The sequence below is a fragment of the Aliiruegeria haliotis genome, from assembly GCF_003003255.1.
GTDB classification, from domain to species: Bacteria; Pseudomonadota; Alphaproteobacteria; order Rhodobacterales; family Rhodobacteraceae; genus Tropicimonas; species Tropicimonas haliotis.
This window is the reverse complement of record NZ_PVTD01000009.1, coordinates 1-23,439: the sequence shown is the minus strand read 5'-3', so window position 1 is coordinate 23,439 and position 23,439 is coordinate 1. Positions and strand designations below refer to the sequence as shown.

The window sequence follows — 23,439 nt, the reverse complement described above, 5'->3', positions numbered from 1 at the left end:
CGATTTCAGTACCAGGCGTCGGCCATCGAGGCTTTCTTGCGAGCGATGAACGCGCGCAGCGCGTCATCCGTTGCGGGGTCGATCGCGGGTGGCTCGTACGCGGCGAGCAGATCCTTCCAGCGGGCGTTGGCGCGAGTCATGCTGTCGGCCGCGCCTTGCTCCGACCAGGTTTCCCAAGGCTGGTTGTCGTCCAGCTCGCTGTCGTAATAGGCCGTCTTGTAGTGCCGCATCGTGTGCGCGGTGGAAAACAGGTGCTGACCGGGGCCCAGTTCGGCGAGAGCATCGAAGCCGAGAGCATCCTCGCTCACGTCCATGCCCCTGAGATAGCCGTGCAGCATCCCGCAAAGATCTGTATCGAGGACGAATTTCTCATAGGACATGGACAGCAATCCGTCGAGGAACCCGGCGGAATGCAGCACGTAGTTCGCGCCGCACTGCACTGCCGACATCATCGACATCATGCTTTGTTGCATGGCCTGCGCATCGGGCAGTTTCGAGGTGCTGAAGTTCCCGGCGCAGCGCAGCGGCAGCTTCCAGCGACGCGCGATCTGGCCAAGCGCGAGGGAGGCCAGCGCCGGCTCCGGTGTGCCGAAGGTCGGCGAGCCGGACCGCATGGCCATCGACGCGATGAAACCGGCCAGCACCGCCGGTGCGCCCGGCCGGACGAGTTGCGTCAGGGCGCATCCTACCGCGCTTTCCGCCAGCGCCTGCGCCACCGTTCCGGCGGGTGTCAGCGGCGAGACCGCGCCGCCCAGCAGGAAAGGCAGATGAATGGACCCCTGCCCTGCCGCCGCATAGGCCCGGATGCCACGCGTCGACACGCCGTCCCAGACCAAGGGCGACGTGGAGTTGAAATTGCCCATGACGACGCAGTTCTGCTCCACCACGTCGGCCCCGAAAAGGATGCGGCACATCTCGATGCTGTCCTCGGCGCGTTCCGGTGCGGTGATCGACCCGAGGAAGGCCCGGTCGGAGTAGCGGATGTGGGCATAGACCATGTCCAGATGGCGCTTGTTGACCGGAACATCGGTGGGTTCGCAGATTGTGCCGCCGGAATGGTGCAACCATTGCGAGGACTGGCCGAGCTTCACCAGGTTCTCGAAATCCTCCAGCGTTCCGTAGCGGCGCCCCCGGTCGAGGTCCATCACGAAGGGAGAGCCGTAGGAGGGCGCGAAAACGATGGAATCCCCACCGATCTCCACGGAATTGGCCGGGTTCCGGGCAAGTTGCGTGAAACGCTCCGGGGCTGTGCGCAGAATCTCCCGGATCATGCCTGCCGGAAACCGGATGTTCCACGATGCCTCCGTCAGCGGCGTGACCGTGCCGCCTGCCGCCCGGAACAGCGCGACGGTCTCGGGGTCGTCCCTGAACTCGACGCCGATTTCGGCCAGGATCCGTTCGGCTGTGGTCTCGATGCGGTCGAGGCTCTCCTCGCTCAGGATATCGTATGTCGGGATCCCCCGGGCGATATACGGCACGCACAGATGCGCATTGGGACCAGGACCGCCCGCCTGCCTGCGACGCGAACCGCGGCGGGACGAGCGCCGGATCATCGGGGCGGCGGCTGGTGTCATCTGGATCTCCCCGGTGGCCGCAGGCCGAAATGGGTTCTGCGGGTCGTGGTGGGAATCGTGTTTTCCCGACGATTTCCACACGGACTCGACACATGTGTCAAGTTTGTTGTCACTCATGTCAGGGAATGGTAGGAAAACGACATGAACCAAGCCGTCCCCTCCCGCCAAGGTGGCACCGAGGACCTCTGGCTGGAGGCTGCCTACCGCATCCTGACGAAGGAGGGCGTGGACGCGGTGAAAGTGATGCCGCTGGCAAAGGCGCTCGGCCTCTCCCGCACGGGATTCTATTGGCATTTCAAGGATCGCGAGGCATTGCTTGAGGCTATGGTGCGCCGCTGGGAGCAGCGCAACACCGGCAACCTCGTCGGCCGATGCGAAGCCTATGCCGAAACCATCTGCGAGGCGATGTTCAACCTCTTTGACTGCTGGGTCGAACCGGATCTGTTCGACGCGCGGCTCGACCTCGCCATCCGGAACTGGGCGCGCAAGGATCCTGACCTCCAGCTGCGGCTGGACGCCTCCGACCTGCGACGGCGGCGGGCCGTGGCGTCGATGTTTCGGAGATTCGGCTATTCGGACGAAGAGGCCCGCGTGCGCGCCATGACGGTGATCTACACCCAGGTGGGCTACATTTCGATGCGTGTCGACGAGACGATGGAACAGCGCCTCTCTCGCATGCCGGCCTTTGTCGAAGTCTATACGGGCCAACGGCCGGACACGCGCGAATTCGAACGGTTCCGGGCAAGGCACGGCTTCTAGCGGGTCAGGCCGCCGCGGAGATCTCCACGCAGACCAACCCGGCAGCCACGGCGCGCACCGCCGCGACGGTTCGGTCGCAGGTGCCGAATTTCTCAAAGATCCGCCGCACGTGGGTGTCGACCGTATGTCGGGAAATTCCCAGGATCCGGGCGATCACGTCATTGGACTTTCCGCGCGCGATCCAGATCAGGACCTCCATCTGCCGGGGGCTGAGATCCTGCGGGATCGCCAGCCCGTCATCGGCATAGCACAGGACGACAGGCGGTGCGTCGGCCTCGGCCATGGCTTCATCCACCCTGCACCGCGCTCGGCGCAAGGCCGAGATATCGTGGCGCAGCGCCATGGCATCCGCCGGGGTGAGCCCCGCCTCCAGCGCGGACCAGCGATCCAGATCAACCGCGGACAGCGCGATATGGAGATCGTTCAGCACGTCTCGCGGGCAGCATTGCAGATCACTCATCTCAATTCCTTCCGGAAAAACGGAAGCATGGGGTCAGCCGCACCGGCCCCGCGCATTGGTTTCTATGCAATCGAAAACCGTCAGATGATCGCCCAGTCTCTCAGGTCATGGACTCTTCTGCGCACTTCGCGGCTCGCAACGCCCCGGGCCTGTTTCAGATGCGGGAAGACACCGAGGATCCGTCCGACGGGGGGCTCTGACTTTCCCTCGTAGAACTCCACCTGGTGGCCTTTGCCGGTCTCTCGAACCATGGCCATGCAACGCACGTCCCGGGCTCCATAGATCCATGCAGTTCCGTCCCGATCAGAAATCCTTGTCCAGCGCACCGTGTCCTCCGTGCCATCAATTTCCTTGCAAACCGTCACATATGTACCGCAAACGCGGTACTCAAGACGCTTTGAAAAGTATTTTGCAATCAATTGAAAAGTATTTCAGGAATCCAGCGACTCACTCGGCGTGGACCTTTCGGCGGGTCGAACACGCCACGGGAATCCAACGGTTTGCGCGCGGCAACACCACCGGCAGCTGCCAGTCACATTTCTGAAACAATTGCATCCTCGGCACCGCCCGGTGCCGCGCCGCGGCAGCTCGCCGGCGCGTCAGTGTGCGAGGTCTTCCTGTTCGAGCTGCGTGTCCCAGTACAGGAAGTCCATCCAGCTCTGATGCAGCTCGGCCTTCACGCCGGGCATGCGGCGCGCTATCGCGTCAAGCTGTTCGGGAACCGGTTCGAAGGGTTTGCGAAGCAGCTTCATCCCCGCCTCTCGCAGGGACTTGTTGCCCTTGCGTCGGTTGTCCCGCGCACAGCAAGCGACGATATTGCTCCAGCTGGAGCCCCCGCCCCGCGAACGTGGAACGATGTGGTCGAAGGTGAGGTCCTTGGCGCGGAACGTGTCGCCACAATACTGGCAGCGAAACTCGTCGCGCAAAAACAGGTGGTAGCGGGTGAAGGACACCGCCTTGCGACGCCGGAAGGTTTTGAGCGCGACCACGGCGGGGATCTCGAAGGCGTCGTGGGCGGAATGCACCTGCACCCCTTCGTAGGCTTTGACCTGGATGACGCGTTCCTGCAGCACTGCGACCAGCGCATCCTGCCAGTTCCAGACCGACAAGGGCGCCCAGCTGAGCGGACGCATATCCGCATTCAGCACCAAGGTCCGGTGGCTTTCGAGCCCGGCGGTCATGCCCGCCCCCTTTCAGCAGAAACGAAAAAGCCCTCGACACGGGCGAGGGCTTTGGGGCGCCGGGGCGCGACAGGGAAGATCGGGTGCTCGTGGCGGCTACGATAAGTCAACCGCGGGGCATCCCGATCGGTGGTGGCACTGATCGGCCTCATCGTCTTGCGCAGACCCGATGCCAGCGGCTGACCAAGGCCTGCGGCCCGGTTCGCGCTGACTGATCTGGTAGGTTCATTCATGTTGCGACTCCGCTCTCGCCCTGACGGCCCGGTCTCCGGTTCAGGGCGGGACGCCCCGCCCCAACTTACGACCAACTATATGTGGCGTTTTCCGCCTGACAACCCCCGTCATAAGGTAGGAATTGCCGCATGGCCAAACCGGGCGCGATACCGCCACGTGGCCGGCGGCGCCGGGATGTGCCGGTGAATGGCAGATTTGGCAACACGAACCGGCATTGTGGGGTCTCTGCGCAACCGTATCGGCGGGGCGGTCTGGCGCTCGTCGCGCATCGCCCTGCATTCCTCTGTCGTGACATGGAACGCCGACGCGGTGCGACCAACGACATGGAATGCCCGGCAAATCCGACGCGCCCCGCAAGGGTCGTGGCCCGCCCGCGCGGCCCCCGACGACCCGAACGATTCAGCCCGGCTCCAGCCCCAGCTTCATCCGCATGAAGCCCACGGCTTGACCCAACCCATCGGGCGCGATCCCGTGTCCGGTTCCCTTCATCACGAAAGCGTAGGTCTCGAATTCTGCGGCGACCAGCGTGTCGGCTGCCTCTTTCAGCGAGGCGAACGGCACCACGTCGTCCTGATCGCCGTGCAGCAGCAGGACCGGCGGCTTGACCCGTGCCTCGGTCGCAAGGCTCTCCGGCTCGACCAACCGACCGGAGAACCCGACAACACCGGCAAATGGTTCGGAGCGGCGCGGCGCGATATGAAGGCTCATCATCGTGCCCTGGCTGAACCCCACCAGCATCAGGCGGTCGGGGGTCAGCCCCTCGTCCGCAAGCACCTTGTCCAGAAAGGCGTTCAGATCCTCGACGGAGGCGGCCATGCCCTCCCGTGCAGCCGTTTCGGAGGATCCGTCGAGCCAAGGGATCGGGAACCACTGGTATCCCATCGGGTTGCCGGTACAGCGTTCAGGAGCGTCCGGCGCATAGAAGGCGGTGTCGGGCAGATGCGGCATCAGCGGATCGGCAAGGCCGAGCAGGTCATTGCCATCGGCACCGTAGCCGTGAACGAACACCACCACCTGCTTTGCCGTGCCCTGTGCCGCGCCCTTGCGCCCGGAGTTGAGTTCCCGTGCCATCTGCCTGCCCTCTCGCCTTGCCCGTCGGTCTGCTGTCGTCTTTCCAGTCGCCTACCCCTAAGCGGCATGGGTCGCGGGGTGCAAGGGCTATCCCTGCCTGTCGCCGGATTCGCGGGCCGCCCCGGGTCGCATGCCTAGCGGATGCCCGTTCGGTGGGTCGCCACGCGGTAGTGCGCCCAGAGGATCCGCGCCGCTACACTACGCCACGGGCTCCAGGCTTCGGCCATCTTCCGCAGGGCTTTTTCCGAAGGCCGCGCCCCCAACCCGAACAGGAGCTTCGCACTTTCCTGAAGCGCCAGGTCGCCCGGCGCAAAGGTATCGGCGCGGCCAAGCGAGAACATCGCATAGATCTCTGCGGTCCACAGGCCGATACCGGGCACCTCCGTCAGGATGGCCGTGACCTCAGCCTCGGGCAGGTCGCGTAGCGCCGTGTAGTCGATCCGAGCCTCTGCCAGCGCCCTGGCGTAGCGAACCTTGGGACGGCTGAGCCCACAGGCGCGCAGTTCCTCGTCGGTGGCCTTGAACACCTTGCGCGGGCCGGTCAGACGCGCGGCCCGCAGCCGGTTCCAGATGGCATCGGCGGAGGCGGTGGAAACCTGTTGACTGACGATCGCGGACAGCAACGCCTCGAACCCGTCCTTGCGCAGGCGCAAAGGCAGCGGGCCGGTGCCCTCCAGCGCAAAGGCGAACCGCGGCTCCCGGTCCGCCAGCCACGCCGCGCCTTCCGCCACGCAGGCATCGCCGCGAATGATGCGGCCGATGTCCCGGCTCCCCTGCCCTGCAGTTTCCATTGTGCCCCTTTCGCGTGCGACCGGCGCGAGGATAGGAAAGGCACCGGTCCATGCAAGACCGAAAGCCGCAGACCCGGGCACCGCCCCTTGCCACCGGGCAGCGCGGTCGTTACGCGGGAAACTCGATGACCGATACACCGCTCTCCTCTCCTGCCACTCCCTCCGCGCCATCCGATGCGCGGGCGCGCCGCAATGTTCTTGTGCTGGTCGCAGCGCAGGCGATCCTCGGCGCCCAGATGTCCATGATCTTCACCGTCGGCGGGCTCGCGGGCGGCATGCTGGCGCCCAATCCCTGCCTTGCGACACTGCCGATCTCGCTCATCGTCATCGGCTCGATGACCACGGCGCCGTGGCTGTCGGCCGCGATGCAGCGGCTGGGCCGGCGCGCCGGTTTCTTCATCGGCGCAATCGGCGGGGCGACCGGCGCCGGGGTCTCGGCCTGGGGCCTGTGGGAGAACTCCTTCACGATCTTCCTGGCGGGGTCCTTTCTCACGGGTATCTACATGTCGGCGCAGGGATTCTACCGCTTCGCTGCAGCCGACACCGCCTCCGAGAGCTTCCGCCCCAAGGCGATCTCCTATGTACTCGCGGGGGGGCTTCTCTCCGCCTTCATCGGCCCGACACTGGGCACCTCGCTCGCAGATGCCTGGGTGGTTCCCTTCTTCGGCACCTATGTCGGGGCCGCGGCCATCAATCTCGTGGGGATGCTCCTGTTCCTGCTCCTCGACATCCCACGCCCCGCCGCGCCAAGACCGGGCGCACCGCGGGGGCGAAGCCGTCGAGAGCTGCTCCAGGATCCGACGGTCCTTGTCGCGATCATTTGCGCCATGGTCTCCTATGCGCTGATGAACCTCGTGATGACGTCCACCCCGCTTGCGGTCGTGGGCTGTGGCTACGACACCCAGACGGCCGGCTACGTTGTGACCGCCCATGTGCTGGCCATGTTCACGCCGTCGTTCTTCACCGGCCACCTCATCGCACGCTTTGGCGTGAGACCAATCATATCGCTGGGGCTTGTGATCCTGGCGGGTGCCGGCGTCGTGGCGCTCAACGGTGTGGAACTGGAGAACTTCTTCATCGCACTCATCCTTTTGGGGCTTGGCTGGAACTTCGGGTTCATCGGCGCAACCACCATGCTTGCAGGGGCCCACGCCCCCGAAGAACGCGGACGCGTGCAGGGTATGAACGACATGCTGGTCTTTGGCTGTGTCGCGCTGGCCTCGCTGGTGTCGGGTGGGCTGATGAACTGCTCCGGCAGCAGCGCCGCGCAGGGCTGGGTATCGGTCAACCTTGCGATGGCACCCTTCCTGGCGCTGGCTGGCGGCGCGTTGATCTGGCTGACGCTGCGCCCGCAGGAGTGATCACCCTTGCAATGGCCCCCAGGGTCGGCGCGCGGGGCACACCGTTCACCCAGGTGACGTTGCTCGGGCTGTGCCCGAACCGTGATCGAACAGATCACGCTGCACGTTTGCGACGCGGCGCATCCTTCTGGGAGCGCCGCTTCCCACCGGGCCAAGCCGCACCCTTCCGGGCGAGCAGACATGCTGGGCAACCACTGAACCGCTTGCATCCCCTGACCGTTTGGCGCCCTTCGACCGCACAACACGGTGCCCTGCCCCATCCATTCCAATGGCGGTACACCTGCGGCTGGCGCTGACGCGCCGAAGGCGCGCCCGGCCCAACGGGAGGCGACGCGGCAGCGTCAACGACGGGCGGGAGCCCCCGCCCTCTGCCCCGAGGTGGCTACCGGGGTCGATGCGGGGCAGGCCTACCAGCGCCTCAGTGACGTGCGACTGAACAATCCGAAACGACGGGAAAACTCGCTCTCCTGCAAGGTGCCATCCGCAACGCGACGCGGATCCTGCACAGCCGCCCTCAAGGTTGTTCGGGCCCGCCATCCCGCCCATAGCGCCGGCAGGATCTGCCGCGGCATCTTCGTCTCGCGCGCCCGCTCCAGCCGCTCCAGCCCCTGCCGCGCAAGTGCCTCCACTGCCGTGGCCCGGCCATCCACCAGCGGGCGACGTCCCCGCGCTTCCAGTTCCGGAATGGCCCGCAGATAGCTGGCCAGGGCCGCCGCCCATCCGAACTCCCGGACAGCAGTCTCCATCACCGACGTCGCGCCCAGTCCAATGGCCGCGGACCACATCAACCCGGCCCCGGTGGCGTCGAGATAGGCCTCCAGCGCCGCCGCATCCTCAAAGGGATCGGTGTAAATGTCCCAACGCCGCGCCTCGACCAGCGCGCGCAGGGGGGCAACCGTATCCCCGGCATCCCGCAGCACGTCCGTCAGCGGCGCGGCCACCTCGTGGGCCCGCGCGGGCTCGCCCGCCCCGATTTCGCCCAGGACATCGTACCACCACTGAAGCCGCATTTCGCAGATCATCGCCTCCTGGCTCACCCAGGGAATGCGGGTGATCTCCACGTTGAAGGCATAGAGCGGGAACAGCACCGCCCGTGCCGCAACCGGGGCCGCCATGGTCGCAAGAAACCTGTCCGGGTCGCCCCGCTCCACCAGCGCGGCGCAGTCGGCAATGCTCATTCCGGCTCCACCACCATCAACAGATAGGCAATCCGATCCGCGGCGGCCTTCCACGCGGCAATCTCCGCCTCCGCTTCCCGCAGCGCCGCGTCCATGGCCGCTGTCACCTCGCCCTGCCGGAGCATCGCGACGCGCCGCTCCATCGGGTCATAATAGTTGGCCCAGGGCTGGCCGATGATCGCTCGCTCGCCCAGAATCCGATAGCCCGCCGCCGCAACCCGCGCGGCAATCCCGTCGCGTTCGGTGATGGCGGGGTATTCCTCCCAGAACGTGCGCACCGCCTCCGGTTCCTCCCCCCCAAGGAGCACCGGCTCCGAAAAGGCGATCCGGCCCGGGGACGCGCGGGTCAGGGAGTCGCGCCACCCCGACAGGCCCTCGGTCACGCCGAGGAAATACAGCGCCCCTGCACACCAGATCAGGTCATAGGGCCCTTCCTGCTCCGCCATGCTGCCCTGCCAGGCCTTCACCCGCGGCCCGAACCGCGCACAGCGCGCCGCCGTGGCCTCGGCAAAGGGCCCATGCATCTCCACCGCGTCGATCCACGCCTCCGGCAACGCCTCTGCCAGCGCCTCCGTATCCGCGCCGGGACCGCATCCGGCATCCAGAACACGCGCCTCGCCATGCGTGCCGGCGACCTCGATCGCCCAGTTCACATCCTCCGGACTGCCGGGCCCTTCGCGCGGCAGATCCCGGTGAATGACAAAGAACTCCTCTTCCATGGCCTTGCTCCCCTCTTCCGGTCACGCGGCAGGCGCGCCATCCCGAAGCAGCTTCCACTGGATCGCCTCCAGCAGCGCCTCGAAGGAGGCATCGACGATGTTGGGCGAGACGCCCACGGTCGACCAGCGCCGACCGGACGCGTCCTCGCTGTCGATGATGACGCGCGTGACGGCCTCGGTGCCACCATTGGTGATCCGCACCTTGAAGTCCACGAGCTTCATGTCGCTGATATAGGGCTGCAAAGGTCCGAGGTCCTTGGCCAGCGCCCGCGACAGCGCATTGACCGGGCCACGGTCCGAGCCGGTCTCGTCCAGCGATTCCGACACCGAAAGCCGTTTCTCGCCATTGATGAACAGCACGACAACCGCCTCCGAAAGGCTGATGGTTTCCCCGCGCCGGTTCTTGCGCCGTTCCACCGTCACCCGATACCGGTCGATGCTGAAGAAGCGTGGCAGGATGCCGAGTTCCTGACGCGCCAGCAGCTCGAAACTGGCCTGGGCCGTGTCGTAGGTATAGCCGGCGGCTTCCCGCTGTTTCACCAGGTCCAGGATCCGGCCCAGCGCCGGATCGCCTTTCTCCACCTCCAGACCGGCACCGGAGAGCCGCTCGCGCAGGTTGGATTGCCCCGCCTGGTTCGACATCGGAATGATCCGGGCGTTGCCGACACATGCGGGATCCACGTGCTCGTAGGTCGAGGGATCCTTCAACATGGCCGAGGCATGCAGCCCCGCCTTGTGCGCAAAGGCCGAGGCGCCGACATAGGGCGCCGAGCGAAGGGGCACTCGGTTCAGGATATCGTCCATCATCCGGCTGGCACGTGTCAGGCTGGCCAGCCCGTCCTCGGTGACCGCGGTTTCCAGCGTGCTGGCATAGGGCTCCTTGAGCAGAAGCGTCGGGATCAGCGAGATCAGGTTGGCGTTGCCGCAGCGTTCCCCCAACCCGTTCAGCGTTCCCTGCACCTGCCGCGCACCGGCATCCACCGCCGCAAGGGTATTGGCCACTGCATTCTCGGTGTCGTTGTGGGTGTGAATGCCCAGCCGGTCGCCGGGAATACCGCTCGCGATCACCGCCTTCGTGATCTCGTGGACCTCAGCCGGGAGCGTGCCGCCATTGGTATCGCACAGTACCACCCAACGGGCTCCCGCCTCCAGCGCCGCGTGCAGGCAGGCGATGGCGTAGTCCGGGTTGGCCTTGTATCCGTCAAAGAAATGCTCGGCGTCATACATCGCCTCGCGCCCCTCGCCGACAAGGTGAGAGATGGAATCGGCAATTGCCGCGACGTTTTCATCCAGGCTCACGCCCAGCGCCGTCGTCACGTGAAAGTCGTGGCTCTTGCCCACGAGGCAGACGGCTGGGGTGTTCGCATTGACCACGCCCGCCAGAACCTCGTCATTCGCAGCCGAACGCCCGACCCGCTTCGTCATGCCGAACGCGAGGAATGTGGCGTGTTTCAGCTTCGGGGCCTGTTCGAAGAAATCGCTGTCGGTCGGGTTCGCCCCCGGCCAACCGCCCTCGATGTAGTCGATGCCCAGCTCGTCCAGAATCGCCGCGATCTGGTGCTTGTCCTCAAGGCTGAACTGCACCCCTTGGGTCTGCTGCCCGTCCCGCAGCGTGGTATCGAACAGGTAGAGCCGTTCTCTGGTCATACTGCGCCCCTTCTCTTCATCTCGTCAGGTACGGTCCACGTTGCGTCGGCCGACCCGACGGTGGGCAGCGCCCGCCCCATGACGGCAGTTCGGCAAGTAGTTCGGGCCGATCTCTCATCGAACATCACTTCAGCGCCTCAAGTGCAGCCGCATCGAAGCCCGCCCCCGGCAGCAATTCGACGCCGCCCTTGCTCATCCGGACTTCGAGCCCCGCTGCCACATAGGCCGCCTTCAGCCGATCCACTTCCGAGAAATCCTTGCTCTCCATCGCTGCGGCGCGGGCACCTGCCAACCGGGTCTCATGCGCTGAAAGGTCCACACGGGGCCCTTCGGCCCAGGCCCCCATTCCGTCCTGCAACAGCCCCATCAGTCCGGCGGAGGCCTTCAGCCCCGCCGCATCTCCCGCACCGGCCAACTTGTGCAACGCCGCAATCGCGCCCGCCGTGTTCAGATCGTCACTGAGCGCTTCGATCACCTCGGGCGCGGGGGGCGCGGCGGGCTCGATGCCCGCCGTGAGCCCACGCCACTTGCGCAGCGTCTCCTGGGCCTGTCGCGCCTTTTCCGCGGTCCAGTCCATGGGCTTGCCATAGTGCGTGGAGAGATACACGAACCGGATCACTTCGCCCGGAATGCCCTGCTCCAGCACATCATGCACGGTGAAGAAGTTGCCCAGCGACTTGGACATCTTCTTCCCTTCGACCTGCAACATCTCGTTGTGCATCCAGATCCGGGCGAACTCGCCCTCTGGATGGGCGCACCGGCTCTGGGCGATCTCGTTCTCGTGGTGCGGGAACATCAGGTCATTGCCGCCGCCATGGATGTCGAAACTCTCCCCCAGCAGCGCCAGGCTCATGGCGGAGCACTCGATGTGCCACCCCGGCCGCCCCCGGCCCCACGGGCTGTCCCAGCCGGGCAGATCCGCCGAGGACGGTTTCCAAAGCACGAAATCCATCGCGTTCCGCTTGTAGGGCGCGACCTCGACCCGGGCGCCGGCGATCATGTCATCGACCGACCGCCCCGACAGCTTGCCGTACTCGGCGTAAGTCTCGACCGAGAAAAGGACGTGGCCCTCGGCCTCGTAGGCAAACCCGTCCCGGATCAGCCCCTCGATCATCGCGATCATCTCGCCGATATAGCCGGTCGCACGCGGTTCGTGGCTGGGACGCAGCACGCCCAAAGCGTCCATGTCCTCGTGATACCAGCCGATGGTCTCTTCGGTGATCTCGGAGATCGGCCGCCCGCTCTGCTGGCTGCGTTTGTTGATCTTGTCATCCACGTCGGTGAAATTGCGCACGTAGGTCACGTGATCGGCGCCGTAGACGTGCCGGAGAAGTCGGAACAAGGTGTCGAACACGATCACGGGCCGCGCATTGCCCATGTGCGCGCGGTCATAGACCGTCGGCCCGCAGACATACATCCGCACGTTCAACGGGTCGATCGGGTCCAGCAGATCCTTCTGCCGGGTGCGGGTGTTCCAGAGCCTGATCTCGGCCATGAGCTATCCTCTCGCGTGCCTTGCGCGCAGCGGGTCTAGCAACTTCGGTCTCGAATGGGAATGAAGGAACCGGCCCGCCTGACGATGTCAGCAGGGAATGCAGATGCAAATGATGCTCTTGCGGTGCATTCGGTTCCAGATTCTTGAGGCGCAGATGTCCGGGACCCTTCCGGTCCGTGGCTCCCAGCGCCCGGGTTCACGCCTTGGTTTAGCCGGGTCACTGAGTGTTGTCCACGTCTGTTCGGGGCAAGCCTATCCCCCACGTCGCTTTCGCCCCTCCCCGGCATCGTGCCATTCAAATGTGGGAAAGGCTTGGTGCCCTCTGGCGGAAAGCTTGCCGCACCGCCCACGCTATACCGTGAAGGCATCGGCCTTCACCCGCGTCGATATCCGCCCCGGGATCGCCGGGCGGGATGCAATAAGAACGTCTCGCCAGAAAACGCGCCAACGAGCGTTTCATCACGGGTTCAAACGCAAGCGACACCCCACCGAGCTATTGCGCCAGCACAAGCTCCGCCCGCAGCCCGCCCAGACGCTCGCCTGTCTCAAGTCGCAGCATGCCCCCGTGGCGGCGTGCGATATCGCCCGCGATGGACAATCCCAGGCCGACACCGGAGCCACGGTCCTGATTGCGAGCCTCATCCAGCCGAACGAAGGGTTGCATGGCCTTCTCCCGATCCTCGGGGGGGATGCCGGGACCGTCGTCCTCCACGGTGAAGATCACCGCTTTCGTGGTACGGCGCACATGCACTTCGGCGCGGTTCCCGTAGCGCAAGGCGTTTCCGACGAGATTCGCCAGCGCCCGCTCCACCGCCTGCACCCGAAGCACCGCCAATTCCCGCGCAGCCTCGCCCACCTCCATCACCACGTCCCCGCCTCCCCGCACGGCCTTGTCCACGACAGTCTGCGCGATCTCTGCCGGGACGACGGGTTCCGGATCGCCCAACTGATCGGATCGGGCAAAATCGAGGAAGGCATCAATCAGCCCCTCCATGTCCGCAACGTCCCGCTCCAGTTCTTCGACCTCAGGCCCAGGCTCCATCATCGACAGGCTCAGCTTCATTCGGGTCAGAGGCGTCCGCATGTCATGGCTCACCCCTGACAGCATCATCGTGCGTTGCTCGATTTGCCGCTCGATCCGGCCGCGCATGTCGAGAAAGGCCCGCCCGGCCGCCCGAACCTCCAGCGCGCCGGAAGGTTTGTACCGCATCACCTGCCCCTTGCCGAAGGCCTCCGCGGCATCGGCAAGCCGCGTGATCGGGCGAAGCTGGTTGCGAAGGTAGAGAAAGGCGATCCCTGTCATCAGAAAACCGATCGAGGCCATCAGCACCAGAAACTGGTGTGGGTTCGACGCCGAGGCCCGCTTGCGTTCGATCTTCACGTCGATCGGCCCCAGTCGCGTACCGACCTGCAAGCGAACGCTGCGGGAGGAGCTCAGAAGATCCACGGCGATCACATCGGTCAGGCCACGGCGCAATGTGTCGATGACAATGCGTCCCGAGACGTCGTAGAACACGCGCCGGTCCCCCTGAAGAAGCGTGTCGGCCGGCCCCGCCTCGAGGCCCAGCGTCTGGATCAGCGGGTCAACCGCCACCAAACCGGCGGCGAGGTCCGGCTCCTCCTCGATCTGTTCGATGACCTCGCGCATTTCCAGAACCAATCCGGTGGTGAGCTGTTGCGTGACGTCCTCGAAATGGCGCTGGATGAAGACCATGGACACCACGACAACGAGCACCACGACCGGCACGATCAGGATCAGCGCCGCCCGCCCGTAGAGGCCCCGCGGCATGGAACGTTTGAGCCAGGAGAAATCCATGACACAAGGCTAGCGATACAGGATGCCGAGAGAAATGCCGAAATGACCCCGCCCGCACTTTCCCGTCTCGAACCCGGCCTGCGCCGGATCCTGGCGCCGAACCCGTCGCCGATGACCCACACCGGGACCAACAGCTACATCCTCGGCGAGGGACGTGTCGCCGTGATCGACCCCGGGCCCGCCCTGAAGGACCATTTCGATGCAATCCTTGCGGCCCTCTCTCCCGGCGAAACCATCAGCCACATCCTGGTGACCCACTCTCACCTTGACCACTCGCCCCTCTCCCGGCCGCTCTCTGAGGCAACCGGCGCCCCCATCCTCGCCTTCGGCACACACGAGCAGGGAAGATCCCCGGTGATGGCGGCCCTCGCCGCGGCAGGGCTTGCCGGAGGTGGCGAAGGTATCGACATGGACTTCCAGCCCCACGAACGTCTGCTGGACGGCCAGCTGGTCACCGGCGACGGCTGGCAGGTCGAGGCACTCTGGACGCCGGGCCATATCGCCAACCACTTGTGCTTTGCCTGGGAGGACGCCCTCTTCTCCGGAGACCACGTCATGGGATGGGCGTCCTCGCTGGTCTCGCCCCCCGATGGTGACCTCACGGCCTTCATGGCTTCCTGCGAACGGCTGCGAGGACGTTCAGACCGTGTTTTCTACCCCGGCCATGGCGACCCGGTGACAGCACCAGCCGACCGCCTCGACTGGCTGATCGGGCACAGGCGAGTTCGGGACGCACAGATTCGCGATCAACTGGGCGCCGCGGCACTGTCCGTCCCGGAGATCACCGCCCGCGTCTACACGGACACCCCACGCGCGCTCCTGCCCGCGGCCGAACGCAACGTCTTCGCCCATCTCATTGATCTGTCGACACGAAACCTCGCGCAACCCGTTGGTGAAATGGCGTTCGAGGCCCATTTCCGGGCACCCACCTCGCCGCAACATGCCGACACGGCAAAAATTTGAAAAACCCTCTGGACGCCCCCAAACCGCATTGCTATACGCGCCCCGTGTTCCGGCGTAGCTCAGCGGTAGAGCAGTTGACTGTTAATCAATTGGTCGTAGGTTCGATCCCTACCGCCGGAGCCAAATCTTCCAAAGAGTTAGCAAGTATTTGGCGAGCGCGCCTTCGGCGTTCAGTCGCTGCCGGGCGCAAATGGGGCGCAAGGAAACGGTTGAACTCATGATGGTCTGTGACGCGACAATCTTGTCCCGCGCCAGATCAACTCGACCGAAGGTTTCGCTGGCAATTGTTTAAGAAATCGTTGCAAGTTTAGGAAAAATCTCCCTGCACGCTCTGCGCTTAGGAAGTTTAGGAGTGCTGAGGTCACTATGGATTGGGACAAAATCGTTCAAGTCAAAGACACCGCTGTCGTTGACATACAACTGCTCCACTTTGACACCAACAACCGGCTCTGTTGCACAACTCGGCTGATGTTCGGAGTTCCCCTTTCCCCGGACGGACTTATCCCACGGCCTCTGTGACAGGTATGCCGAGAGCAGTGTAGCCGTTGAGCACGGCGATCCGGACCTGGAGTTCAGCGACTTGTCGGTCGAAATCCCTCGACATGAGGCGTTGGCCCAGCAGTTTCACGCAGTGCATCTTTGTTTCGACGCGGCTTCTTCGATGATATCCGCTCCACCGTCGCCAGATTGCCCGCCCAAGGAATTTGGCCGCGCGAAGGGCTTCGTTTCGAGCTATCGCCCCGGCGGTTGTTGGCTTCCAGAACCGAGCGTTTTTTCGCGGCGGAATGACCCCGTCAGCACCCCGGTCCGCCCCTCTCGTGCATGCAAGCATGCACTGCCGGGCAGTGGATGGCGTCATGGCACTTTCGGGTGTCGTATGCCCCGTCGGCAGTGACGCTGCCGACCTACTGGTCCGCAGGAATCTGATCGAGCAGATCTGGCAGCATGGGCGCATCGCCCACGTTGCTGCCAGTGACTTCGACAGCTCGGACTTCCAGCGTTTCCTCGTCAATCCCCAGGTGAATCTGGCGCCATATGCGGCGTTTGGGGCCGCCGTGCTTGCGTGCATTCCACTCACCTTCACCCTCTTCCTTGATCCCGGTGCTGTCGATCAGGAGATGCAGAGCACCCTTCGAACCGCGATACGGGATGTTCACGCCCAGAGCTTTCTGGCGGCGGCTCAACGTGCTGTAATTCGGCACTGACCAATCAAGCCCGATCAGTCGCAACAGGCTTTCGACGAACCCGGTCGTCTGGCGTAGCGCCATCCCGAACAACACCTTCATCGTCAGGCACGTTTGCACCGCCGTATCGCTGTAGGTCTTCTGCCGGCCACGCTTGCCTGTGGGTGTGGCTTCCCAAGCAATGTCGGGATCAAAGCAAATCGTCAGTGAACCGCGCGGCTTCAGGGCGTTGTTGTAGTCCCGCCAGTTTCTGGTCGTGTAGGACGTAGGTCTCCAACTGCTCATGCAGCTAAGCTACCACCTTGGATTCGCAACATGAATCCCTTCAGCTGATTTGTGCAACATATGTCCGCCCAGCACCCCCGAATTGCGTGAACGATAGGGTCGCAGAGCCGTCTCAAGCGGTGGACTGGAGAACGACCGCTGGCGCGACGACACAATCACTTCTGGCAAATGAGCATATACTCGCACGTTGCTCGGGCGACAAAGAGCACGGCGCAACCAGTATCAAAGGCGGGAAAGCCCACCTCCGGTTTCCGTTCCGACAAGGATGAAACCCGGCTGGTTCCTGGCTGTTCACATTTACTGTTCACGCAAGCGGTTGACTTCCCCTGTCAATCGGTCAGCAATGACTCGTCGTTAACCAATGGCGCGAGAACGGAAGCAAAATGAAAAAACCGCAGCTGCGATCCACCAACTCGATACTCGACGATCTGAATGACGAGGAAGGGTCGGATCTGATCAGCACGCCGACAGGACGCATGACTCGGTCGGCAGCGCTTCGTCGCGCGCATGGCATAGCCCGCAGGCTTGAGCGCGCAGGATTGGATAACGGAGACAGGGTGGCAATCCTGTGCCAATCTCCCGCTGAGGCTACCATCGCATTTCTCGCCACGCTGATGACGCCCTATTGCGCGGTTCCTCTGCATCCGATGGCGCCGCAGGCCGCCATTGGCCAGATCCTGCAAAGCAGCTCCGCCAAGGCGGTCATTGCCGATCGGGACGGTTTACTGGAGCGCCCGGCAGCGACGGACATCATCATGATTGGCACTGCCGAGGACGTCCCGGACGACACAGGATCCGAGTTTCGTGTCGCTCCTCAGGACTCCGACGACATCGCAGCGCTGCTCTATACGTCCGGGACAACCGGTGCCCCCAAGGCCGTCATGATCACCCTGGGAAATCTTCAATCCATGGCCGAAGAGCTGGTTGTGGATTTCTTCCGGGTCGACCGGAGTGATACGTTGCTCATGGCCGCTCCGATCTCGAATATCTATGGCGTTTCTCTGATCGCCGTCGCGCTCCGTGCGCGGGCGACGCTGTCGATTCCGGCTGCCCCGCGTCCTGACGCTATTCTTGAAGCAATTGAGCGGGACCAGGTGACTTTTCTGGCAGGGATTCCAATGATCGGCAGAATGCTGCTCGGTGCTGTTGGCAAGTCGGACCACCGGCCCCAAAGCCTCCGGCGCGTCTTGCTGGCCGGCACGAAGCTCGACCCGGCACTCGCCGACACGTTCGCCGCCACTTTCGGATGTGAGGTCATGACCGGATATGCCATGACCGAAGCTGTCCCGCTCGCCATGGCACTTGACCGGACGGCCTTTCGGGGTGGCTATGTCGGCCAGATCGCCCAAGGTATTGAGGCACGGATCGTCAACGAGGCGATGGTCCCGGTTGCTCCTGGCGAGCCTGGTGAAATCCTCGTCCGTGGCCCGGTGGTGACGCCGGGATACTGGATGAACGAAGACGCGAACACGCAGGCCTTCCACGAAGGGTGGTTCCGAACTGGCGATATCGGCCGATTGGACGACAACGGGCATCTTGAGCTGATTGATCGCGCAAAGGAGATCATAAAAACCGCCGGCCACACCGTCTATCCTTCAGAGGTCGAGGCTGTACTGGCGGCACATCCTGCCGTGGGTGAGGCAGCGGTTGTCGGCGCACCTCATGAAGGTCTGGACGAAGTGGTCGTGGCCTACTTCACGCGCCGGGGACCGAATGAGGCCGACCTTTCCGAACTCAGGTCTTGGTGCAAGGAACGTCTGATTTCCTGGAAGCTGCCGCGAAAACTTGTTGCGATAGACGTGATGCCGATGACGGCAACGGGCAAGATCGCCAAAGCCCAGCTTTCTGGTGCAGCCCAGGGAACGTCGTGAGCAACCGCCCGAGCAATGTCGCGGATCCGATCATTCAGGCGATCCGCGACGGCGACCCGGGCCTTGCCCAATGCAGACTCGACGCGGCGGGGGAAGCGTTGCCCGATGCCCGGCGGCGTTCGCTGCAGGCACGGGTTAGCATCGCATCCGGCACACCCGAAGAGGCGATCCGACTACTCCGAACCGAAGCCGACAAGCGAGACCTTTCGCCGGCCAACAGGCGCATGCTGATCAGAGCCTACCTCGATGCGGGGCAGCCTCAAAACGCCTACGCTACTCTTGGCGGCGCGGGCTGCCCTCCGGACCAGATCCTGTCGACACTCTCCGATGCTCGCCTATGGACCGCCACGATTGATGCGGAGACCGACCGCGCCACGGCCCTGGGAATCGTTGACCGCGCCCGGGCACTCTTCCCCGATGATCCCGTGATCGCGGCGAACTCGGTTGCAGCATTGGCCGCCCAGGGAGAGTTCGGGAAGGCTGGCACCCTGATCGAGTCCATGCCCCCCGGCCCGGCTGTATTCCACGCCGCCTGGACCCGATTTCTAGCAACCTGTTTTCGGGCACACCAAACTGCGGTCTTGCTGAAGCACCTTCCCGCGATCACACGCATCACCGGCAGCCACACAAACCGGCTACTAAGAGCATGCTTCGTGGTACTGGAAGGCCCGGAAGACCGAGCCATTCTCCTGTCCATCCTGCCCGAGCTTATCTGTGGCATCGGATCGAACGAGACGGCCCACTACGTTGCAAAGCTGCTGATGCGCGAGGGTTACGAGCAAGAAGGCCTCAACCTGATCGCAGCCTTTCGTGGCCGAACTGCACCCCGGGATCGGGTTCGGCAAGATGATGCGCCGGGCAAAAGGGGTGCCGACCAAAGCTTTCCGAATGCGGAACCGATCATGGATTGGCTTGACGTGCCGAATGGGCAGCGCGAGATCTGGTTGCGCGAGGCCCGTCGCGGGCAAGAGGAGCACGCGGAAATGGGCTCCTGGCTCGCCGCAGTACCCGGCGCGTGGGAAGTACTTCAACGTTCCATCCGTCCAGCCGACCTGTCCGAATTGCGGAAGCTCGACGCCGAGGGGCGCGCGGCGATCATGGCAACCGTCCATTCTGGATTCCTTATGGGTACACTGGCACATCTCCATATGCAGGACGTGCCGGTATCGATCGTCGGGGGCGACCCGGTCCTTCGAGAGGTCTTGGAAGGTGGCGACCGGCTGACCCCAATTCGGAGAGACGCGAGCGCGACACATACTGCACGCACGATCATCAGGTTGATCAACGAAAACCACATCGTTGGGCTGGCCGGTGATGGACGTCGTGGCAGCGCGTTGGTGCCGTATTCCCATCGCGGTGCAACGTTCCGACTGCCCGACAGCATACCGCAACTGGCCCTGAAGTATCGAATTCCGGTGGTCTGGATTGCCACGTATTGGAACGAGGCGCAGATAGTCTGTGACTGCGAGACAGGTCCTGAACTGGCGTCCTGTACCAACCTTGATGAAGCCCGTGCGCTCTGGTTCGACTTCATGTTGGACCGGATACGGCAAATCTGTCTGGCCGATCCGCGCAACGCAGCCGTGCTTTACCGGTTGTTCCAAACAAGGGACTGATCGACCGCCGCCCGTAGCGGCTGGGCGAACGCCAGGCAAGCGCGAAAAGGTGTAACGGCCACTTGCTCCCCATGCTGCGCAGGCCACCCCTCAATAGCCCTGTCGACGGACGTACTCGCTGTCCAGAGCGCCCGGCCAACACCGCGCAGGACAACCGTCGGTCGAGCAGCTCCGGGCGACACCACATACTCCCGATAAAGCTGCGACCGCGACACGCGCCCCTGCCCCAGTCCTGATGACTGGACCCCGCCGCTGCGACATTTCAGTACAGGCACATCCCTTGCATGGCAGGCGCTATGGACGCAGGTTGGCACCGCTCTCCCGGATCGCCCGGCGCGGGAGAGGTGGCAACGACAGGTTGCTCTCCATCATCAGTTAGGATGTCCCATGGCAAAGATCATATCCGTCGAACTGCGCGTCGTCGGCCTCGACCCTAAGGTCAGGAGGTCCGATGCGATCCAGTCCTTCGAACGACAGGAAACCCCCATCGTCACGATCCGGGACAGTGACGGATTCGAGGGAACTGGCTACAGCTACACGATCGGCACCGGCGGCGCATCGATCATGGCCTTGCTGGAGAACACGCTCGCGCCCGCCTTGATTGGCCAGGATCCCGACCGGATCGACGCGATCTGGCGGAGGCTGCTGTTTCTGACCCACGCAACCTCGGTGGGTGCAATCACGTCGCTTGCGCTTGCAGCCATCGACACTGCGCTCTGGGACCTGCGGTGCCGTAAAAACGGACAGCCATTGTGGAAGGCGGCAGGCGGCAATCGCGAGAACGTGCCGCTGTATACGACCGAGGGCGGCTGGCTGCATATTGCGACATCGGACCTCGTCTCCGATGCCCTCCAGATGCAGGAACGCGGGTTCCGCGGCGCAAAGATCAAGATTGGCAAGGAGCATGTCTCCGAAGACGCCGCGCGCCTGTCAGCGGTGCGCGACGCGGTCGGGCCGGATTTCGAAATCATGGTCGACGCCAATCAGGGCCTCTCCCTGTCGGAGGCGCTTCGGCGCCTGCCCGTCCTTGCAGAAACGGACATAGGCTGGTTCGAGGAACCCCTGCCCGCCGACGACGTGGCCGGCCACGTGCAGCTTGCCCGAGCTTCGTCGGTTCCGATTGCCGTTGGCGAGAGCATGTATTCTCTGTCGCAGTTCAAGGACTACCTGGTGAGCGGGGCGGCGTCGATCGTTCAGGTCGATGTTGCCAGGATCGGTGGCATCACCCCGTGGCTCAAGGTGGCGCATCTGGCTGAGGCGCACAACGTTCTGGTATGTCCCCATTTTCTGATGGAACTGCATGTCTCTCTGGTCTGCGCGATCCCGAATGCGCGCTGGCTGGAGTACATTCCGCAACTCGATCTCATTACCCGGGAGCCGATGCGGATGGAGGCCGGGCTGGCATATCCATCCGATACGCCGGGGCTTGGCATCGATTGGGACTGGGATGCCATCGAAGCCATGAGCGAGTCCCACCGGCTTCTCAAATAGGCCGCGACCGAACCCCTGCCGCCGCGATCCCGCCGCAGCGCGACGGACGCGGCACAACCGGATCGAACACTGGTTCCCGCCCTGCACCGTGCCGGGACCTCCACTCGCAGCCCTCGACTGGCACAGCCCCCACCAACCGCCAGTGGGCAAAGCACCCTTGGCGGTCAAATCGCGGCCAGAGAGGCCACACGGTCTATTCCCCATGTCCCATCTGCCCGGGCCGCAGAGAGTGCACGCCAGCGCCAGTAGGCGAATGACGTTCGTGCAGGCTTGGGCGAAGGCATTGAGCTGTTTTTTGCGGTCAAGTCTTGAACGAGCTGTTTTGGGCAAGGCCGAATTGTTGTGCAGGATCCCTGACGGCGCCCCCAGGAACACTACGCCTCGCATTGTGGAGTGAAGGCGAAATCCAAGGCGGGATTCAGGTTGATATCGGGCAATTGGGTCTCATGCGCATAAATGACATCGGATCTCATATGCGCAACCTGCCGGTAGCCTTGCTTGTCCAGAAGAAGATCCAGCTCTGGTGGCGGCCGTTCTATCGTCATGAATTTGAACTGGTATCGGTCGAACGGAAACTTCCGCATGACGATCCACTCGGCACCTTCGACGTCAAGGGACAAGAAATCAATCGTGGAAGGTGCCCCCGCTTGATCGAGCTCATGCGCCAGGGTTGTTGTCTCAACCTCAATGATCTCCGCGGCCTTCAATTCCTCACCCCTGAACCGAGGATTGTTGTCAGTCGCGTCTGAAACGATTCCACCCAACATGCCATTATCAATGCGAAACTGCTCGACCGATCCGATCCGATCGGTAACGCAGCGTGTCACAAGCGGACTTGTCCGATGCGCCTCAATACGCTTTCTGAATCTTGGATTTGGCTCGAACAGAAGCCCCTTCCACCCCAAATGGCGTTCAAGGAAAAGGCTGTTGTTTATCCTGACCCCGTCCGCACAGGCCAGATCGACGAAATAGCCGCCTCTGGGCAACCCGTTTTTCTCATAGTTGAAGAGGGAGTTGATCAGAAAATCAACCTGTCCCTTTTGGTCGCCGTAAGTGAGTCTCCTGTGCTTCGCAAGTAGCGACGCGTTGCGCATACGATTCCGGTTTTCAGGTGAATCTGAGGCAAGTCCGACCATATCGGCGGTAAAATTGAACTTTCGACTCAGTCGCCTTACCCTAAGCAACGCCTCTTCGCGTGTAGGTACATTTGGCTTTTTGGGGACAGGCTCCAATTTTGGGTCCTTTTCAATCAGTGTCGCGATACAGATCGCAACTCTACCCAATACGGACCCTTTGCTTTCCAGCAAATCGATCGGTGTCTGGGATTCTGTACATTGATCGTATCGGGATTCGGAAGTCATGCAAATTGCTCCCGTCGGTGCCCGCCTCGCCGCCCGTGGACATCGTCTGTCCAGCTTTAGTGACATTGTCGAAACTCCCGCCCACCGCAATGGCGGCAGCGCGGGGCGGGATCCTCGGAAATGGAGATGCCGAGAACGACGTTGGACCCGACGTTCTGAATAGCCTGTGCCAGGCCTTCCCGACCGCTCCGGGCCATGGCCGGCGCAGAAGGCGCACGGCGGTCATTTGCAGTCATTTCTGTGGGCACATCGCCGGCAACCTCCGGACGGTGCAACAGACCCTCACTCACAGGAGCCCTTCCGTTCACATCGTTTCACGCCACCTGCACCGAAGTGGGTGCGGGCGGGCGCGACGGGCTGCAACACCTAGGCTCATCTGTGT

General features: G+C 63.6%; 18 protein-coding genes, 1 tRNA gene and 1 pseudogene. 7 read left to right on the top strand and 13 right to left on the bottom strand.

Annotated elements, in window-relative coordinates:
- Positions 1 to 5 precede the first annotated feature (5 nt).
- Complete coding sequence (locus CLV78_RS17925) at positions 6 to 1,574, bottom strand: trimethylamine methyltransferase family protein (protein ID WP_106206599.1); 1,569 nt, start codon at positions 1,572 to 1,574, stop codon at positions 6 to 8.
- A 141-nt stretch (positions 1,575 to 1,715) separates the two neighbouring features.
- Here CLV78_RS17925 and CLV78_RS17920 point away from each other — a divergent pair, with 141 nt between their 5' ends.
- Positions 1,716 to 2,333, top strand: a complete 618-nt coding sequence (locus CLV78_RS17920) for a TetR/AcrR family transcriptional regulator (RefSeq protein ID WP_106206597.1) — start codon at positions 1,716 to 1,718, stop codon at positions 2,331 to 2,333.
- A gap of 4 nt (positions 2,334 to 2,337) precedes the next feature.
- Here the strand turns inward: CLV78_RS17920 and CLV78_RS24975 are convergent, their stop codons facing one another.
- From CLV78_RS24975 to CLV78_RS17900, 5 genes are all read right to left on the bottom strand, one after another.
- Positions 2,338 to 2,793: a helix-turn-helix transcriptional regulator gene (locus CLV78_RS24975; RefSeq protein ID WP_106206595.1), complete on the bottom strand. Its 456-nt coding sequence runs from the start codon at positions 2,791 to 2,793 to the stop codon at positions 2,338 to 2,340.
- Between the two features lie 80 nt (positions 2,794 to 2,873).
- Entirely contained in the window at positions 2,874 to 3,050 is a 177-nt protein-coding gene (locus CLV78_RS24030; RefSeq protein ID WP_158263598.1) for a hypothetical protein, read from the bottom strand.
- 342 nt (positions 3,051 to 3,392) lie between these two features.
- Positions 3,393 to 3,974 (bottom strand): HNH endonuclease, encoded by a 582-nt coding sequence (locus tag CLV78_RS17910; protein WP_106206593.1) that lies wholly within the window; start codon positions 3,972 to 3,974, stop codon positions 3,393 to 3,395.
- A gap of 633 nt (positions 3,975 to 4,607) precedes the next feature.
- Positions 4,608 to 5,279, bottom strand: coding sequence for an alpha/beta hydrolase (locus CLV78_RS17905; protein WP_106206591.1), 672 nt, complete (start codon positions 5,277 to 5,279; stop codon positions 4,608 to 4,610).
- Positions 5,280 to 5,413: 134 nt separating this feature from the next.
- Positions 5,414 to 6,070 (bottom strand): DNA-3-methyladenine glycosylase family protein, encoded by a 657-nt coding sequence (locus CLV78_RS17900; protein ID WP_106206589.1) that lies wholly within the window; start codon positions 6,068 to 6,070, stop codon positions 5,414 to 5,416.
- 125 nt (positions 6,071 to 6,195) lie between these two features.
- Between CLV78_RS17900 and CLV78_RS17895 the strand changes: the two genes are divergently transcribed.
- Entirely contained in the window at positions 6,196 to 7,431 is a 1,236-nt protein-coding gene (locus CLV78_RS17895; RefSeq protein WP_106206863.1) for an MFS transporter, read from the top strand.
- A gap of 407 nt (positions 7,432 to 7,838) precedes the next feature.
- On the opposite strand, the gene CLV78_RS17890 is transcribed toward CLV78_RS17895, so the two are convergent.
- From CLV78_RS17890 to CLV78_RS17870, 5 genes are all read right to left on the bottom strand, one after another.
- Positions 7,839 to 8,609, bottom strand: a complete 771-nt coding sequence (locus tag CLV78_RS17890) for a squalene/phytoene synthase family protein (protein WP_106206587.1) — start codon at positions 8,607 to 8,609, stop codon at positions 7,839 to 7,841.
- Positions 8,606 to 9,328: a class I SAM-dependent methyltransferase gene (locus CLV78_RS17885; RefSeq protein ID WP_106206585.1), complete on the bottom strand. Its 723-nt coding sequence runs from the start codon at positions 9,326 to 9,328 to the stop codon at positions 8,606 to 8,608. Before CLV78_RS17885 ends, CLV78_RS17890 begins: the two co-directional genes overlap by 4 nt.
- A gap of 21 nt (positions 9,329 to 9,349) precedes the next feature.
- Entirely contained in the window at positions 9,350 to 10,975 is a 1,626-nt protein-coding gene (gene cimA, locus CLV78_RS17880; RefSeq protein ID WP_106206583.1) for a citramalate synthase, read from the bottom strand.
- Between the two features lie 124 nt (positions 10,976 to 11,099).
- Positions 11,100 to 12,470, bottom strand: a complete 1,371-nt coding sequence (gene cysS, locus CLV78_RS17875; RefSeq protein ID WP_106206581.1) for a cysteine--tRNA ligase — start codon at positions 12,468 to 12,470, stop codon at positions 11,100 to 11,102.
- A gap of 493 nt (positions 12,471 to 12,963) precedes the next feature.
- Positions 12,964 to 14,286 carry an ATP-binding protein gene (locus CLV78_RS17870; RefSeq protein WP_106206580.1) on the bottom strand — a complete coding sequence of 441 codons (1,323 nt, stop codon included), beginning with the start codon at positions 14,284 to 14,286 and terminating at the stop codon, positions 12,964 to 12,966.
- A 42-nt stretch (positions 14,287 to 14,328) separates the two neighbouring features.
- Here CLV78_RS17870 and CLV78_RS17865 point away from each other — a divergent pair, with 42 nt between their 5' ends.
- Together CLV78_RS17865 and CLV78_RS17860 are read left to right on the top strand one after the other, a co-directional pair.
- On the top strand, positions 14,329 to 15,249 hold the full coding sequence (locus tag CLV78_RS17865) for an MBL fold metallo-hydrolase (RefSeq protein ID WP_106206578.1): 921 nt from the start codon (positions 14,329 to 14,331) through the stop codon (positions 15,247 to 15,249).
- A gap of 48 nt (positions 15,250 to 15,297) precedes the next feature.
- A tRNA-Asn gene (locus tag CLV78_RS17860) sits at positions 15,298 to 15,372 on the top strand.
- Between the two features lie 376 nt (positions 15,373 to 15,748).
- Here CLV78_RS17860 and CLV78_RS17855 read toward each other — a convergent pair.
- Positions 15,749 to 16,718, bottom strand: a pseudogene (locus CLV78_RS17855) (IS5 family transposase).
- A gap of 383 nt (positions 16,719 to 17,101) precedes the next feature.
- Between CLV78_RS17855 and CLV78_RS17850 the strand changes: the two are divergent.
- The 3 genes from CLV78_RS17850 to CLV78_RS17840 all read left to right on the top strand — a co-directional run bounded on the left by CLV78_RS17850 (position 17,102) and on the right by CLV78_RS17840 (position 21,696).
- The gene (locus CLV78_RS17850) at positions 17,102 to 18,589 is read left to right on the top strand and encodes a class I adenylate-forming enzyme family protein (RefSeq protein ID WP_106206576.1); all 1,488 of its coding nucleotides are present in this window, start codon (positions 17,102 to 17,104) and stop codon (positions 18,587 to 18,589) included.
- The gene (locus CLV78_RS17845) at positions 18,586 to 20,205 is read left to right on the top strand and encodes a hypothetical protein (protein ID WP_106206575.1); all 1,620 of its coding nucleotides are present in this window, start codon (positions 18,586 to 18,588) and stop codon (positions 20,203 to 20,205) included. Before CLV78_RS17850 ends, CLV78_RS17845 begins: the two co-directional genes overlap by 4 nt.
- 387 nt (positions 20,206 to 20,592) lie before the next feature.
- Positions 20,593 to 21,696: a mandelate racemase/muconate lactonizing enzyme family protein gene (locus tag CLV78_RS17840; RefSeq protein ID WP_106206573.1), complete on the top strand. Its 1,104-nt coding sequence runs from the start codon at positions 20,593 to 20,595 to the stop codon at positions 21,694 to 21,696.
- A 374-nt stretch (positions 21,697 to 22,070) separates the two neighbouring features.
- Here the strand turns inward: CLV78_RS17840 and CLV78_RS17835 are convergent, their stop codons facing one another.
- Positions 22,071 to 23,057: an FkbM family methyltransferase gene (locus tag CLV78_RS17835; protein WP_158263597.1), complete on the bottom strand. Its 987-nt coding sequence runs from the start codon at positions 23,055 to 23,057 to the stop codon at positions 22,071 to 22,073.
- Between the last annotated feature and the right edge of the window lie 382 nt (positions 23,058 to 23,439).

Excerpts from the sequence above, each read along its gene's own strand:
- CLV78_RS17865 (WP_106206578.1), top strand. The coding sequence starts at position 14,329 with ATGACCCCGCCCGCACTTTCCCGTCTCGAACCCGGCCTGCGCCGGATC.
- CLV78_RS17925 (WP_106206599.1), bottom strand. The coding sequence starts at position 1,574 with ATGACACCAGCCGCCGCCCCGATGATCCGGCGCTCGTCCCGCCGCGGT.
- CLV78_RS17905 (WP_106206591.1), bottom strand. The coding sequence starts at position 5,279 with ATGGCACGGGAACTCAACTCCGGGCGCAAGGGCGCGGCACAGGGCACG.
- CLV78_RS17840 (WP_106206573.1), top strand. The coding sequence starts at position 20,593 with ATGGCAAAGATCATATCCGTCGAACTGCGCGTCGTCGGCCTCGACCCT.
- CLV78_RS17850 (WP_106206576.1), top strand. The coding sequence starts at position 17,102 with ATGAAAAAACCGCAGCTGCGATCCACCAACTCGATACTCGACGATCTG.
- CLV78_RS17920 (WP_106206597.1), top strand. The coding sequence starts at position 1,716 with ATGAACCAAGCCGTCCCCTCCCGCCAAGGTGGCACCGAGGACCTCTGG.
- CLV78_RS17885 (WP_106206585.1), bottom strand. The coding sequence starts at position 9,328 with ATGGAAGAGGAGTTCTTTGTCATTCACCGGGATCTGCCGCGCGAAGGG.
- CLV78_RS17895 (WP_106206863.1), top strand. The coding sequence starts at position 6,196 with ATGACCGATACACCGCTCTCCTCTCCTGCCACTCCCTCCGCGCCATCC.
- CLV78_RS17835 (WP_158263597.1), bottom strand. The coding sequence starts at position 23,057 with ATGACTTCCGAATCCCGATACGATCAATGTACAGAATCCCAGACACCG.
- CLV78_RS24030 (WP_158263598.1), bottom strand. The coding sequence starts at position 3,050 with ATGGCCATGGTTCGAGAGACCGGCAAAGGCCACCAGGTGGAGTTCTAC.
- CLV78_RS17890 (WP_106206587.1), bottom strand. The coding sequence starts at position 8,609 with ATGAGCATTGCCGACTGCGCCGCGCTGGTGGAGCGGGGCGACCCGGAC.
- cimA (WP_106206583.1), bottom strand. The coding sequence starts at position 10,975 with ATGACCAGAGAACGGCTCTACCTGTTCGATACCACGCTGCGGGACGGG.
- CLV78_RS17910 (WP_106206593.1), bottom strand. The coding sequence starts at position 3,974 with ATGACCGCCGGGCTCGAAAGCCACCGGACCTTGGTGCTGAATGCGGAT.
- CLV78_RS17900 (WP_106206589.1), bottom strand. The coding sequence starts at position 6,070 with ATGGAAACTGCAGGGCAGGGGAGCCGGGACATCGGCCGCATCATTCGC.
- CLV78_RS24975 (WP_106206595.1), bottom strand. The coding sequence starts at position 2,793 with ATGAGTGATCTGCAATGCTGCCCGCGAGACGTGCTGAACGATCTCCAT.
- CLV78_RS17870 (WP_106206580.1), bottom strand. The coding sequence starts at position 14,286 with ATGGATTTCTCCTGGCTCAAACGTTCCATGCCGCGGGGCCTCTACGGG.
- cysS (WP_106206581.1), bottom strand. The coding sequence starts at position 12,470 with ATGGCCGAGATCAGGCTCTGGAACACCCGCACCCGGCAGAAGGATCTG.